Raw genomic sequence first — 13,097 nt, 5'->3', positions numbered from 1 at the left:
ATAGATCCCGGGCCGCGCTAGTTATAGGCGACAGAAAAGCATGGCACTGGTCGAGCGCGAGCATATGAAGGAAGACGCGGGCCGCCTCTCCGAGGCGACTGCCGGCGACTTCATCGCGCTTTTGAAGCCGCGCGTCATGTCGCTCGTCGTCTTCACCGCCTTTGTGGGCATGGTGCTGGCGCCCGCAAATCCTCACCCGTTCCTCGCGCTGATTTCCATCCTGGCCATTGCCGTGGGCGCGGGGGCGTCGGGCGCGCTCAACATGTGGTACGATGCCGATATCGATGCCGTGATGGCGCGCACGGCCGGAAGACCGGTGCCCGCTGGCCGCATCGCCCCCGGCGAGGCGCTGGGCTTCGGTCTTTTTCTTTCGGCCTTCTCCGTCGGCACACTCGGGCTGATGGCCAATTGGCTCGCCGCGAGCCTGCTTGCCTTCACCATCTTCTTCTATGTGGTGATCTACACGATGTGGCTGAAGCGCTCGACGGCGCAGAACATCGTGATCGGCGGGGCCGCGGGCGCGCTGCCCCCGGTTGTCGGCTGGGCGGCCATGACCGGAAGCGTCAGTTTGGAAAGCCTGGTGCTTTTCCTGATCATCTTCCTTTGGACCCCGCCGCATTTCTGGGCGCTCGCTCTCTTCAAGGAAGGCGATTATGAGCGGGCGGGTGTCCCGATGATGCCCAATGTCGCGGGTGCCGCTTCGACGCGCAGGCAAATTTTTGCCTATTCTGTTCTGGTGGCAGTGAGCGGCGTTCTGCCCACGGCCATGGGGTTCGCGAGCCTGTCTTACGGTGCTGTTGCCGCGGCGCTCGGCGTCGCTTTTGTCTGGTATTCCTGGCGCGTGCTGGCGGCCAAGGGGCAGGACCCGGCGCTGCGGCCCGAAAAGGCGCTTTTCGGCTATTCGGTTCTCTACCTCTTCGCCATCTTCGCTGCGCTGCTGTGTGACGGCCTTGTCGAGCGGTTCGGAGCCTGAGATGCCGGACAAGGATCGCGTGAAGCCGACGGAGGCTCAGTTGAAGGCCCGACGCAGCCGGTCGATTGCGATCGCTCTTGCGCTGATCGCCTTCGTGGTCATCGTTTACCTGGGTACGGTGCTCAAGCTTGGCCCGGCCGTCTTTAGCCGGGGGATGTGAGGATAGGATGACGAGCCCTGCCAATCCTTCCGAAGTCACTCGCGACCGGCGCAACCGCGGTGTCGCGTTTGTCTGCGCCGGGGTTTTCGTGGCGATGGTGGGCATGTCCTTCGCCGCCGTGCCGCTTTACCGGCTTTTCTGCCAGGTCACTGGCTACGGAGGCACGACCCAGCGGGTGGAGCAGTATTCGGACACCATCCTCGACCGGACGATCAATGTGCGTTTCGATGCGAACACCAGCGGCGTTCCCTGGGAGTTCAAGCCCAAGCAGCGCGAGATCACGCTGCGGATCGGCGAGACGACGGAAATCGCCTATGTCGCCCGCAACAACGCCCCGACCACGACAACGGGCACGGCCACCTACAATGTCGCGCCCGCTTTGGCGGGAGCCTATTTCAACAAGATCGAATGCTTCTGCTTCACAAAACAGTCGCTGGAGCCGGGGCAAACCTATGAAATGCCGGTGCAGTTCTTTGTCGATCCAGAGATCGTGAACGTACCGGAACTGAAAAATCTGAAGACCATCACGCTTTCCTACACCTTCTACCCGAATAATCAGGAGTCGGCGGAAGGGCCGGCTGAAGGTGCGGCAAAGACCCAGAAGCTCGGGGGATAAAATGGCAGACGCCCACGCAAAAAAACACGATTACCACATCATCGATCCGAGCCCCTGGCCATTCATCGCCTCCGTCGGCGCGCTAGTCATGGCGCTGGGTGCCATCGCGTGGATGAAAGCGGCACAGGGCAGCTCGTTCCCGGTCTTCGGGATCGACCTTGCGGCATCAAGGTTCTGGCTGTTCCTGATCGGCCTCCTGATCATCCTCTACACCATGTTCTCGTGGTGGAGCGACACGATCAGGGAAGGGCAGGAAGGGCATCATACGGCTGTCGTATCGCTTCATCTGCGCTACGGCATGATCATGTTCATCGCCTCCGAGCTTATGTTCTTCGTGGCGTGGTTCTGGGCGTTTTTCGATGCAAGCCTCTTCCCTGGCGATCCATCTCAGGTAAGCCGCGCGGAGTTCACGGGCGGAACCTGGCCGCCGCACGGGGTGGAAGTGCTCGATCCTTTCCACCTGCCGCTTTACAACACGATCATCCTGCTGCTGTCGGGCACGACGGTCACCTGGGCGCACCATGCGTTGCTTGAGAACGACCGCAAGGGGCTCGTGGCCGGGCTTGCCGTCACCGTGGCGCTTGGCATCCTCTTCAGCTTCGTGCAGGCCTATGAATATATGCACGCGCCGTTTGCCTTCAGCGATTCCATCTATGGCGCTACCTTCTTCATGGCGACCGGCTTCCATGGTTTCCACGTGATCGTCGGCACCATCTTCCTTGCCGTCTGCCTTCTTCGGGCCATGGCGGGGCAGTTTACGCCGAAGCAGCACTTTGGTTTCGAGGCTGCGGCCTGGTATTGGCACTTCGTCGACGTGGTCTGGCTGTTCCTCTTCGCCTTCATCTATGTCTGGGCGTCGGCGGGTGCCACAATCGCGCATTAGGAAGAGCTTTGAATGCAAAGGGGGCGGCCGCTGGGAAGGCGGCTGCCCCTTGCTTTTTGGAATACCGCAATAGGGCGGAAAGAGTGCTTGGACCGGCCGAATGACTGTTGAGCATAATGGTGAAAGACGGCGTGTCTGGCTGCTGCTTGCCTTCAGTGTCCCCGTTCTGCTCATTCTGCTCGCGCTCGGCACCTGGCAGGTCCAGCGTCTCCACTGGAAGGAGGATCTGCTTGCCCGGATCGATGAGCGCATCGCTTCTGAGCCGGTGCCGCTCGACGAAATTTCCAGCGTTTATGAGCGGGGAGGGGATGTCGATTACCGCCCGGTCGTTCTTTCGGGCACATTCCTGCATGAGCGCGAGCGCCATTATCTTGCCACCTGGGAGGGCCAGTCCGGCTTCTTCGTGCACACCCCTCTTCGGCTCGGGAACGGCAGGTATATTTTTGTCAATCGCGGCTTCGTACCCTATGACCGCAAAGACCCCGCGGTGCGGCAGCAGGGGCAGGTGGGAGGCGAGATCGCGATCGTCGGGCTGGCGCGCGCCGCGCCGGCGCAAAAACCTTCTTTCCTGGTTCCCGACAATGATCTGGCCAAGAACATCTTCTATTGGAAGGATCTCGGCGCGATGACCGCTTCGGCGGGGCTCGACGCGTCGGAAACCTATCCCTTTTATGTGGATGCCGGCGACGCTCCCAATCCCGGCGGCTTGCCCGTGGGCGGTGTCACCCTCATAAACCTGCCCAACAACCACCTGCAATATGCGCTCACCTGGTACGGGCTGGCATTTGCTTTGGTATGCGTTTTGGTGGTCTGGTTCCGCCGCGGGCGGAACGGGGGTCGCGAACAGGCTTGACAGGGAATGCCGGCCACTCCCACTTACCGGCGGTGAAACAGAGGCATCGAATGAGCGCGGACAAGCAGAAATTGACGATAAGGCTGTGCGGCCCGCGTGGCTTTTGCGCTGGTGTTGACCGGGCGATCCAAATCGTCGTGCTCGCGCTCAAGAAATACGGGCCCCCCGTCTATGTGCGCCACGAGATCGTGCACAACCGCTACGTGGTCGAAGGTCTGCAGCAGCGCGGCGCCATCTTCATCGAGGATCTGGACGAGATCCCCGAGGAGCATCGCGAGCGCCCGGTCGTCTTTTCGGCCCACGGCGTGCCCAAATCCGTGCCGGCCGATGCCCAGGCGCGCAATCTCTTCTATCTCGATGCGACCTGCCCCCTGGTTTCGAAGGTGCACAAGCAGGCCATGCGGCACCAGCGCCTCGGCCGCCACGTGCTTCTGATCGGCCATGCCGGCCACCCGGAAGTGATCGGCACCATGGGCCAGTTGCCTCACGGTGCCGTCACACTGATCGAGACGGTGGAGGATGCACTTCACTTCCCTCCGCCTGCGGGCGTCGAGCTTGGCTATGTAAGTCAAACCACGCTTTCGCTGGAAGATACGGCGGAAATTATCAGTGCGCTGGAGCGCAGATTCGATAACATCCATGCTCCGGCTGCGGAATCCATCTGCTATGCGACGACCAACCGGCAGAACGCCGTGAAGGCAGCCGCGCCGGGTTCGGATCTTTTCCTGGTCGTTGGCGCGCCCAATTCCTCCAATTCCCGCCGCCTGGTCGAAGTGGCGGAACGGGCAGGGGCCAGGCGTGCGCTCCTGGTGCAGCGGGCCTCGGAAATTCCGTGGGAAGAAATCGCCGACCTTTCGGTGCTCGGGCTTTCTGCGGGGGCTTCGGCGCCGGAAATCATCGTGGACGAGATAATCGCCGCCTTTGCCGACAGTTATGACGTATCGGTGGAACTCGCCATCACGGCGGAGGAACCGGAGAATTTTCCCGTTATGCGGGCACTGCGCGACGTGGAGCTGACCAAGGCGGACATGGCCTTCGTCAATGGCGTGGGATAGGACGAATGGCTCATTCGGCTGAGTGGAGAAGGATGGCGCTTATTCACACCCCCCTCTGGCCTGCCGGCCATCTCCCCCTCAGGGGGGGAGATTACGCCGACCGCTTGCTTCAGCATGGACACAGCAACGGTGAAACTCGGCGAAAGCAATCGTGGCAGCCGATCTCCCCCCTTGAGGGGGAGATGGCCGGCAGGCCAGAGGGGGGTGCAGAATGGCAGAACCCTCTGCACAGATTTCTCCTGGTACATTAAATGGCCGTCTATACAGATATTTCCGAAGAGGAACTTACCGCATTCCTGCGCCATTATCCGGTTGGCAAGCTTCTGTCCTACAAGGGCATCGCGGAAGGGACGGAAAACTCCAATTATCTCCTGCACACGACGGCTGGCGCCTATATCCTGACCCTTTATGAGCGGCGGGTCGACCGGAGCGATCTGCCCTTCTTCCTCGGCTTGATGGAGCATCTGGCGAGAAAGGGCGTGTCCTGCCCGCTGCCGGTCAAACGGCTTGACGACGGCCTGATCGGCGAGCTTGCCGGCCGGCCGGCCGCGCTCATTACCTTTCTTGAAGGGATGTGGATGCGCCGGCCGACCGCCCTGCATTGCGGGCAGGTGGGCAAGGCGCTTGCGGACCTGCACCAGGCCGCGGAGGACTTCCCCTTGAAGCGTCCAAACGCGCTCGGCCCGGAAGGGTGGCGGCGGCTTTGGGAGGGCGCAAAAGCGCGCGCGGATGAGGTGGAGCCTGGCCTCGCCCGGGAGGTGGATGCCGAGTTTGCCCTCCTGGAGAGAGACTGGCCCAAGGATCTGCCTTCCGGCGTCATCCATGCTGACCTTTTCCCCGACAATGTCTTCTTCTTGGGAGGCGAGCTTTCCGGGCTGATCGATTTTTATTTTGCCTGCAACGACCTCCTGGCCTACGACCTTGCCACCTGCCTCAACGCTTGGTGTTTCGAGAAGGACATTTCCTACAATCTCACCAAGGGAGCTGCACTTTTGGCAGGCTACCAGGCGGTGCGTCCGCTGACGCGGGAGGAGATCGAGATGCTGCCTCTGCTGGCGCGCGGATCCGCGCTCCGTTTCATGCTGACGCGTCTTTATGACTGGCTGACGATCCCCGATGGCGCGCTGGTGAAAAAGCGCGATCCGCTGGAATATCTGCGCCGGCTGCGCTTTCACCGGCAGGTCAGGACCGCCTCTGAATACGGGATCGAACTGGCGTGAAGCGGATCGAGATCTTCACCGATGGCGCTTGTTCCGGCAATCCCGGTCCGGGCGGCTGGGGGGCGATTCTGCGCTACAACGGCACGGAAAAGGAACTGTACGGCGGCGAGGCGGACACCACCAACAATCGAATGGAGCTGACCGCAGCGATCGAGGCTCTGGAAGCCTTGAAGGAGCCCTGCGAGGTCGACCTTCACACGGACAGCAACTACCTGCGCGACGGCATTTCCGGTTGGATCGAGGGCTGGAAGCGCAATGGCTGGCGGACGGCCGACAGGAAGCCGGTGAAGAATGCAGAGCTTTGGCAGGCTCTGGATGAGGCTCGCCGGCGCCACAAGGTGCACTGGCACTGGGTGCGCGGCCATGCCGGGCACCCGGAGAACGAGCGCGCCGATGCCTTGGCCCGCGCCGGCATGGCCCCGTTCAAGAAGAAAAAGGGGGGCGACACGGCCTCTTCCGAGGAAGGAAGCGCGCGCCGCCGCTAGAGCATGAGGTTGATCAAAGCTGCTCCAGAATGCGGGCCGCGCCGCTCGTCACCGCCTGGCCGGGAACTTCCTCGACGTTGATCGCCTTCACGATGCCATCCTCGACGATCATCGAATAGCGCTGCGAACGCAGGCCCATGCCTCTCGCGGAAAGATCGAGATCGAGGCCGACCGCGCGCGCGAAATCGCCGCTCCCGTCCGCCAGGAAAACCAGCTTGTCCTCGGCGCCTGTGAACCTTGCCCACGCACCCATCACGAATGCATCGTTGACCGAAACGACCGCCACCGCGTCGATGCCGCGCGATACTATCGCATCGTAATTTTCGATGAAGCCGGGCAGATGACTGTTGCTGCAGGTGGGCGTGAATGCGCCCGGCACTCCGAATAGCACCACCTTGCGGCCGGCAAAGAAGTCTCTCGTGGTCGTCTCCTCGGCGCCATTGGGCGTGGCCTTTTTGATGGTGACGTTCGGCAGCCGTTCGCCAACGGAAATGGTCATGCAATATCTCCCTGGGATCAATGAGAACTTTTAAGACGCAACTCCTGATCGAAGATGCTGTTGCGGCCGGGCACCATAGGCGATCGGTCAGGGAAGAGCAATTTGCCCGGCCACCGCCTTGCCCCCCGATACCAGCGTGTATTCGATTGTCAGCGGCTCCTTGAATAGGGCGGGGTCGCCCAAGGATTTGGCGGTGAAGATGGCGCTCGTCTCCTGCCGCTCCTGAAGTTTGGGCATGGTGATCTGCACCTGCGCGGGCGGAGCCACGAAAAGGGCAGGATGCTGCGTGTCGGGAGGCAGCTTCACATGAAATTCCATGTGAGATCGTTCGCGAAGAACTTCGCTCACGCCGAAATCCTCGCGCGCCGGGCCAGGCAGCGCGGCGAATGCGGCCGCCACGGCGATCGCGTCGCCGGCATTGTCCGGATCCGTCCCCGCATCGAAAGAGAAGGGTAATTCAACCGGAATGCAGACCGTCTCGCACACGCCCAGGAAAATCTTACCTTCGATGATCCCGGCAGTGCCGGCCTTGGGAAAATCGAAGATCACCGGCAGGCTCACGGGGTGCTTGTAACCGGCCCAGCTTGCATAGGCGTCGCTGATGCGTTCGGGCGCGGGAAAGAAGAGCTCGGCGGACCGCGCGTCCGATGTCGGCGCAAGCTCGATCTCGGGCGGCACGCCGGCTTCCCCGGGAGCGCGCCAATAGGTCTTCCAACCCGGCTTCAGCCTGATCTCGACCGCACCGCGCAGCGCGCCCTTTTCGTCGCTGAGGCCGGAACTCACGATGCGGATGGCGGCCCCGTCGCTCTCCATCCATGATGTAGACGAAGCGGTTGCCGGCGCAATCAGGGCAAGAAGGATGGGCAGGGCGGCGGTCAATCTAAATTGCATGGCGCGCACAATGGCGGTGGAGCGTGATGATTGCAACGCGTGCGAGGCACTGCGCTACTCATTTTGATGTGATCATGGAAGGCAGCGCTCACTACAGCCTAGCGTCTTTCAAGCTTCGCCGAAAAAGAGTAGGTTTAAGCCATGATACAGACGATCTCCGCAGACGGAATTGGTTACGGCGCCACGCTGCAAAACCATTTCCTCATCGCCATGCCTGGCATGCGCGATGAACGCTTTGCGCGTTCGGTAATCTATATGTGCGCCCACAATGCCGAAGGCGCGATGGGCATCATCATCAATCGCGGCCAGCAGCTCGGGTTCACGGACATTCTGGTCGAGCTTGGCATTCTGGAGCGAAGCCAGTCGATCCGTCTGCCGGCGCGTGCGCGCAATATCGCCGTCCGCAGTGGCGGTCCGGTGGACCGCAGCCGCGGCTTTGTTCTGCATAGCGACGACTACGTCGTCGAATCCTCCATGGCCGTTTCCGAGAAGATTTGCCTCACGGCAACAGTGGATATTCTGCGCGCCATCTCGACGGGGCGCGGCCCGAGCCAGGCGTTGATGGCGCTCGGCTATTCGGGCTGGGGCGCGGGACAGCTGGAGGCCGAAATCGCGGACAATGGTTGGCTTGCCTGTCCCGCTTCGCCGGAACTGCTTTTCGATGCCGAGATCGATACGATCTACGATCGGATTCTCGCCGCAAACGGCATCGATCCCTTGCATCTGAGCCAGGTTGCCGGTCACGCTTGACCTCGCGTACCGACCCCGCGGCTTATGGGAACCTCAGGGAAGCCCAATAACCAGTTGCCGCTAGGGCGAAAAGCCAGAGAGCGATGATAAGTGTTGCGGCGGTTAGGCTGCGCGGTCGGTCATCGCGGGAAGAAGCCTGCTGCCGGTATTCCGACATCAGATCGCCGGGGATGAGGCTTATCGCGAGCGAGATCCCGAACGGCACGATAATGAGATCGTCCAGATATCCCAATACGGGAATGAAGTCGGGTACAAGGTCGATCGGGCTCAGCGCATAGGCCGCCACTGCTCCGGCGACGGCCTTGGCATACCAAGGCGTTCGCGCGTCCCCCGCTGCGATCCAGAGCGCCAGCACGTCGCGCTTGAGCGCCTTCGCCCAAACCCTGATTCTCTCCAGCGTGGCATTCATCACAATCCCTGTGCCGAATTTCAGGCCGGCTGAAGCCTCTCGACCTCCACCGTCAGATGCGACAGTTCATGGATATGTGCGAGCTTCTGCCGATAGAAGGAAAGGGAGCGCGGTTCTTCGGTAACGACCGACACGATCGCGGCATGATGGCCGGGGCCAATCTGCCAGACATGAAGATCCGAGATCCGGTCCCCCTCCGCCTCGATCGCCTCGCGAATTTCCTGTGGCAGTTCTTCCTCCTCCGGCAGATAGTCGAGCAGAACGGCGCCTGCCTGGCGGATAAGCCCCCAAGACCAGCGGGCAATCACCAGCGCGCCGACCACGCCCATGATCGGGTCGAGCCAGATCCAGCCGTAGAGGCTGCCAAGCGTCAGCGCGATGATTGCGAGCGCGGATGTCAGCGCATCCGCAAGAACGTGGAGATAGGCCGCGCGGATATTGTGATCGGTGCCGTGCTTCTCGTGGCCATGGTGATGATGGTGTCCGTGATGGGCAGGGCCGTGGCTGTGCGATTGATCACCACCTAAAACCCATGCGCTGACAAGGTTCACCACAAGGCCGACGACGGCCACGGCGATTGCCTGGCCGAAGGATATGGGAATGGGATCGGTCAGGCGCATGACGCTTTCGTAACCGATGAAAAGAGCGATCAGCGCCAGGATCACTGCACTCGCAAAGCCGGCAAGATCCCCGAATTTGCCGGTGCCGAAAGTAAAGCGTGGATTATGAGCATGCTTGCGCGCGTAGTAATAGGCACCTGCCGCGATCAGCATGGCCGCCGCATGGGTCGACATGTGAAAGCCATCGGCCAGCAATGCCATGGAGCCGAACATCACGCCAGCGGCGATCTCGATCAGCATCATCGCGGCGGTAAGAGCGATGACGAGCCATACGCGGCGCTCGTTGCGCCTGTGACTCTCGCCCAGAAAGACATGGTCGTGCCCGAAGGAATCGGTATCCATATACGTTTTCATCGGTCCCTCACTTCATATAGGTGCGCAGCGCCGCAATGAGCTCCGCCGCGCCTTCGGCGGAAGGGGCCTCCCCGTCCGGATCAACGACATGAAAGCGGATATGATCTTCCATGAGTTCGAGCGTAAGCCCGTTGACCGCACCGCGCACGGAAGCGACGAGATGGAGAACTTCGCCACAGGGAGCGCCGCCCTCTAATGCCCGCTCCACCGCCTCCATTTGGCCGCGCAGTCGGCGAACCCTCGCAACCAGTTTCGCATTGTTCTTCTGTAGATGTGCCATAGCATAGGGGGGTACCCTATAGGCGCGGCGATGGCAAGCGAGTGTGTTTCCTCTTCCCTTGGCGGGGAAGAGGTAGCCCCGATTGCTGGTATTTCATGAGCCTTGCGATTCCCGGCCTTGGCGGAACCAAGGCCCGTGGAATCTGCAAGCGATGCTTGGATCAGCTCGCGGTGACGGGATTTTGCTCCGTCAGGAGCTTCAGGCAGGACTCTGCATCGGAGGGCGCCCCGAGATAGAAGCTCTGTCCGTATTCGCAGCCCATCTGGCGCAACTGAGAGAGGTCATGCTCGTCGGTTACGCCCTCGGCCACCACGGAAAGTCCAAGGTCATGGGCCATGGTGATCATGGATTTGAGCAGCACGTTTCCCTTCGAGCTCGGATTGTTCAGAAAGGTCTTGTCGATCTTGATCGTATCGAAGGGGAAGCGCGTGAGATAGGAGAGGGAGGAATAGCCCGTGCCGAAATCGTCGAGGGAGAGGCCGATCCCGAGCTGTTTCAGTTTGGCCAGCACGTGGGACGATTGCTCGGGATTATCCATGACGACGGATTCGGTAAGCTCCAGCCGGAAGCAGCGCGGCTTGATGTTCGCACGCGCCACGATGGAGCGCACGTCGCCCACCAGGTCGCGGCGGATGAACTGACGGCTGGACAAGTTGACCGACATAAAGAGCGGGACGTCCCCAAGCTGCTTCTGCCATGAATAAAGGTCTTCCGCCGCCTGCTGCATCGCAAACAGGCCAAGCTGGACAATCAGGCCAGAGCTTTCGGCGATGGGGATGAAGTCCGCCGGCGGAATCGTCCCGCGTCGCGGATGGTCCCAGCGCAGCAGGGCTTCGAAGCCCGCGACGGTGCCGTCTTCAAGCCGCACGATCGGCTGATAGGCCACCCTCAATTCCTTGCGGTCCACGGCCCGGCGCAGGTCAGATTCCATCTGCAGCCGGTCTGTGCCGATGGAACGGAAGGCCGGACGGAACGGCTCGATCCTGTCGCCTCCGAAACGCTTGGCCTGGTACATGGCCAATTCCGCATCCTTGATCATTTCTTCCGCCGAAGCCTGAACCGCGGTCCAGGAAACCAGGCCGATGGAGGCGGTGAGGATGATTTCGCGCTTGGCGAAGGTGATAGGGGACCTTATGGCCAGCCGCACGGCATCCGCGATGGCGGCGATTTGTGCCGGTTCCTGCTCGGAAAGAAGCATGACCGCAAATTGGTCGCCCGCCACGCGCGAGAGCGCGTCGCCGGGTTTTAAAAGCCGGTGCAGACGCCGCGCAATCGTCAGCAGGATGGTGTCGCCTGCGGAGATGCCGAGTTCGTCATTGACGTGCTTGAACCGGTCGATGTCGATGACGAGCACGGTCGGACGGATCTTCCTTTCCTTGCCGGCCATCGCAATGGTGGCATCGAGCCGGTTCAGGAAGAGCTCGCGGTTGGGCAGGCCGGTGAGATTGTCGTGCACGGCATCGTGCAGCAGGCGCTCCTCTGCCTTCTTCTGTTCGGTGACATCGACCATAGTGCCCACGCAGCGGATCACCTCGCCGTCCGAGCCCACCACGGGGCGAGCCCGCAGGGACAGCCAGTGATAGTGTCCGTCCGCGCCGCGTAGCCGGAAATTCTGCGCAATACGCCCGCGCCGGTGCTCCAGCACCATGTCCAGCGTCGTGCGGAAAGTATCCCGGTCGTCCGAGTGAAGCAGCGGCAGCCAGCTTCGTGCGGGTCCGTGCAGCGTGTTTGCCGCAAGGCCGAGCTGTTTGCTGATATCGGGCTTGGTGGTCACGCGGTCGCGCAGCACGTCCCAGTCCCAGACAACGTCGCCGGAACCGCTGATGGCCAGCGCCTGCCTTTCCATGTCGCTGAAAAGGCCCTGGAAAATCGCGCTGCCGGAAAGAGCGTGCTGCATGACGGTGAAGCCGATCAGAAGCACGATCAGGATGAGACCGCCGCTGATGGCCGGCTGCAGGATGTCGTTGTTCAGCGTTCCCGTCACCGCCATCCATGCCCCGGTGAGCCACACCAGAACCATTAGCCAGCTGGGGACGAGCATGATCGCCCGGTCATAGCCCTGCATTCCCATATAAACGATGAGGCCAAGGCCGATGACGGCGGTGGCGGCGAGAGAGAAGCGCGCGATCCCCGCCGCAATCGGCGGGTCGAAAACCGCAACGCCGGCGATGATGACGAGGACGAGTATCCAGGCCAGTGTTCCGTAGCTGAAGTGGTTGCGCCAGCGGGCGAGGTTCAGATACGCAAAGAGGAAAACCACGAAAGTCGCTGCGAGCGCCACCTCGGTGCCCGCCCGCCAGAGCTGCTCGTTGCCGGGCGATATATCGATGATGCGTGACAGGAAGCCGAAGTCGATCGAGATATAGGCAAGGATCGCCCAGGCGAGCGCGGCCGTGGCGGGAAACATCGATGTTCCCTTGACGACGAAAAGTACGGTGAGGAACAGCGCCGGCAGACCGGCGATCCCGATCACGATGCCCCGGAACAGCGTGTAGGAGTTCACCGTATCCTTGTAGGCCGCCGGGTCCCATAGATAGATCTGCGGCAGGTTGGGGGACGAGAGCTCCGCCACGAAAGTGACCACCGTGCCTGGGTTCAAGGTAACCAGGAATTCATCCGCATCGCTGCTTGGCTGACGGTCGAGGGCAAAACCCTCCGAAGGCGTGATGGCGGCGATGCGCTGCGACCCCAGGTCCGGCCAGATAATACCGGAACCGACCAGCCGGAAATGCGGCGCTACGATGAGCCTGTCGAGCTGCTCGTCGGTGGTGTTGGCAAGCGCGAAAACGGCCCAGTCGCCTGTCGAACGGCTATCCTGAGCCTCGACCTCGATCCGCCTGACGATACCGTCCGCGCCGGGTGCTGTGGAGACCTGGAAATTCTCGCCCTGGTCGCGGTGGATCTCGACCGCCTGCGACAAGTCGAGAGCGACGTCCTCGCGCGAGATCTTGATGGGTTCGACGGCGAATGCAGGAGCTGCAACAAAAACCAGCACCAGCCATAGGAGCATGGCGATTGCACCCGACATCGGCGGTCTGGTCTTGGACTT

15 protein-coding genes are annotated in these 13,097 nt (G+C 61.6%); 9 read left to right on the top strand and 6 right to left on the bottom strand.

Features of this window, described 5'->3' with window-relative positions; all coding sequences use genetic code 11:
• Positions 1 to 40: 40 nt before the first annotated feature.
• The 8 genes from GNP00_RS04095 to rnhA all read left to right on the top strand — a co-directional run bounded on the left by GNP00_RS04095 (position 41) and on the right by rnhA (position 6,245).
• Entirely contained in the window at positions 41 to 973 is a 933-nt protein-coding gene (locus tag GNP00_RS04095) for a heme o synthase (protein WP_011580086.1), read from the top strand.
• A gap of 1 nt (position 974) precedes the next feature.
• A complete protein-coding gene (locus GNP00_RS04090) occupies positions 975 to 1,133 on the top strand; it encodes a hypothetical protein (protein WP_011580087.1) in 159 nt (52 codons plus the stop codon).
• A gap of 7 nt (positions 1,134 to 1,140) precedes the next feature.
• On the top strand, positions 1,141 to 1,749 hold the full coding sequence (locus GNP00_RS04085; RefSeq protein ID WP_011580088.1) for a cytochrome c oxidase assembly protein: 609 nt from the start codon (positions 1,141 to 1,143) through the stop codon (positions 1,747 to 1,749).
• A gap of 1 nt (position 1,750) precedes the next feature.
• A complete protein-coding gene (locus GNP00_RS04080) occupies positions 1,751 to 2,632 on the top strand; it encodes a cytochrome c oxidase subunit 3 (protein WP_011580089.1) in 882 nt (293 codons plus the stop codon).
• 100 nt (positions 2,633 to 2,732) lie between these two features.
• Positions 2,733 to 3,485: an SURF1 family protein gene (locus GNP00_RS04075; protein ID WP_011580090.1), complete on the top strand. Its 753-nt coding sequence runs from the start codon at positions 2,733 to 2,735 to the stop codon at positions 3,483 to 3,485.
• A gap of 50 nt (positions 3,486 to 3,535) precedes the next feature.
• Positions 3,536 to 4,540, top strand: coding sequence for a 4-hydroxy-3-methylbut-2-enyl diphosphate reductase (gene ispH, locus GNP00_RS04070; protein ID WP_011580091.1), 1,005 nt, complete (start codon positions 3,536 to 3,538; stop codon positions 4,538 to 4,540).
• 251 nt (positions 4,541 to 4,791) lie between these two features.
• Positions 4,792 to 5,760, top strand: a complete 969-nt coding sequence (locus tag GNP00_RS04065; protein WP_011580092.1) for a homoserine kinase — start codon at positions 4,792 to 4,794, stop codon at positions 5,758 to 5,760.
• Complete coding sequence (gene rnhA, locus GNP00_RS04060) at positions 5,757 to 6,245, top strand: ribonuclease HI (RefSeq protein WP_011580093.1); 489 nt, start codon at positions 5,757 to 5,759, stop codon at positions 6,243 to 6,245. Before GNP00_RS04065 ends, rnhA begins: the two co-directional genes overlap by 4 nt.
• Positions 6,246 to 6,258: 13 nt before the next feature.
• On the opposite strand, the gene GNP00_RS04055 is transcribed toward rnhA, so the two are convergent.
• Together GNP00_RS04055 and GNP00_RS04050 are read right to left on the bottom strand one after the other, a co-directional pair.
• Positions 6,259 to 6,744, bottom strand: a complete 486-nt coding sequence (locus GNP00_RS04055; protein WP_011580094.1) for a peroxiredoxin — start codon at positions 6,742 to 6,744, stop codon at positions 6,259 to 6,261.
• 87 nt (positions 6,745 to 6,831) lie between these two features.
• Complete coding sequence (locus GNP00_RS04050) at positions 6,832 to 7,635, bottom strand: protein-disulfide reductase DsbD domain-containing protein (protein ID WP_011580095.1); 804 nt, start codon at positions 7,633 to 7,635, stop codon at positions 6,832 to 6,834.
• A gap of 141 nt (positions 7,636 to 7,776) precedes the next feature.
• On the opposite strand from GNP00_RS04050, the gene GNP00_RS04045 reads away from it, so the two are divergent.
• Complete coding sequence (locus GNP00_RS04045; RefSeq protein WP_011580096.1) at positions 7,777 to 8,385, top strand: YqgE/AlgH family protein; 609 nt, start codon at positions 7,777 to 7,779, stop codon at positions 8,383 to 8,385.
• A gap of 22 nt (positions 8,386 to 8,407) precedes the next feature.
• Here GNP00_RS04045 and GNP00_RS04040 read toward each other — a convergent pair whose 3' ends face one another.
• The 4 genes from GNP00_RS04040 to GNP00_RS04025 form a co-directional block, all read right to left on the bottom strand.
• Complete coding sequence (locus GNP00_RS04040) at positions 8,408 to 8,794, bottom strand: YkvA family protein (RefSeq protein WP_011580097.1); 387 nt, start codon at positions 8,792 to 8,794, stop codon at positions 8,408 to 8,410.
• A gap of 20 nt (positions 8,795 to 8,814) precedes the next feature.
• Positions 8,815 to 9,768, bottom strand: coding sequence for a CDF family Co(II)/Ni(II) efflux transporter DmeF (gene dmeF, locus GNP00_RS04035; protein WP_011580098.1), 954 nt, complete (start codon positions 9,766 to 9,768; stop codon positions 8,815 to 8,817).
• A gap of 7 nt (positions 9,769 to 9,775) precedes the next feature.
• Positions 9,776 to 10,048 (bottom strand): metal/formaldehyde-sensitive transcriptional repressor, encoded by a 273-nt coding sequence (locus GNP00_RS04030; RefSeq protein ID WP_011580099.1) that lies wholly within the window; start codon positions 10,046 to 10,048, stop codon positions 9,776 to 9,778.
• 160 nt (positions 10,049 to 10,208) lie between these two features.
• A complete protein-coding gene (locus tag GNP00_RS04025; RefSeq protein ID WP_246263702.1) occupies positions 10,209 to 13,076 on the bottom strand; it encodes an EAL domain-containing protein in 2,868 nt (955 codons plus the stop codon).
• Positions 13,077 to 13,097 lie beyond the last annotated feature (21 nt).

The sequence above is a fragment of the Chelativorans multitrophicus genome (genome assembly GCF_011317445.1).
Taxonomy (GTDB): domain Bacteria; phylum Pseudomonadota; class Alphaproteobacteria; order Rhizobiales; family Rhizobiaceae; genus Chelativorans; species Chelativorans multitrophicus.
This window is presented reverse-complemented; position numbering and strand designations above follow the sequence as displayed.

Bases quoted from the DNA above. Each gene is read 5' to 3' on its own strand.
- GNP00_RS04045 (WP_011580096.1), top strand. From the start codon at position 7,777: ATGATACAGACGATCTCCGCAGACGGAATTGGTTACGGCGCCACGCTG.
- GNP00_RS04085 (WP_011580088.1), top strand. From the start codon at position 1,141: ATGACGAGCCCTGCCAATCCTTCCGAAGTCACTCGCGACCGGCGCAAC.
- GNP00_RS04065 (WP_011580092.1), top strand. From the start codon at position 4,792: ATGGCCGTCTATACAGATATTTCCGAAGAGGAACTTACCGCATTCCTG.
- ispH (WP_011580091.1), top strand. From the start codon at position 3,536: ATGAGCGCGGACAAGCAGAAATTGACGATAAGGCTGTGCGGCCCGCGT.
- GNP00_RS04080 (WP_011580089.1), top strand. From the start codon at position 1,751: ATGGCAGACGCCCACGCAAAAAAACACGATTACCACATCATCGATCCG.
- GNP00_RS04075 (WP_011580090.1), top strand. From the start codon at position 2,733: ATGACTGTTGAGCATAATGGTGAAAGACGGCGTGTCTGGCTGCTGCTT.
- GNP00_RS04095 (WP_011580086.1), top strand. From the start codon at position 41: ATGGCACTGGTCGAGCGCGAGCATATGAAGGAAGACGCGGGCCGCCTC.
- GNP00_RS04050 (WP_011580095.1), bottom strand. From the start codon at position 7,635: ATGCAATTTAGATTGACCGCCGCCCTGCCCATCCTTCTTGCCCTGATT.
- GNP00_RS04055 (WP_011580094.1), bottom strand. From the start codon at position 6,744: ATGACCATTTCCGTTGGCGAACGGCTGCCGAACGTCACCATCAAAAAG.
- GNP00_RS04030 (WP_011580099.1), bottom strand. From the start codon at position 10,048: ATGGCACATCTACAGAAGAACAATGCGAAACTGGTTGCGAGGGTTCGC.
- GNP00_RS04090 (WP_011580087.1), top strand. From the start codon at position 975: ATGCCGGACAAGGATCGCGTGAAGCCGACGGAGGCTCAGTTGAAGGCC.
- GNP00_RS04025 (WP_246263702.1), bottom strand. From the start codon at position 13,076: ATGTCGGGTGCAATCGCCATGCTCCTATGGCTGGTGCTGGTTTTTGTT.
- GNP00_RS04040 (WP_011580097.1), bottom strand. From the start codon at position 8,794: ATGAATGCCACGCTGGAGAGAATCAGGGTTTGGGCGAAGGCGCTCAAG.
- dmeF (WP_011580098.1), bottom strand. From the start codon at position 9,768: ATGAAAACGTATATGGATACCGATTCCTTCGGGCACGACCATGTCTTT.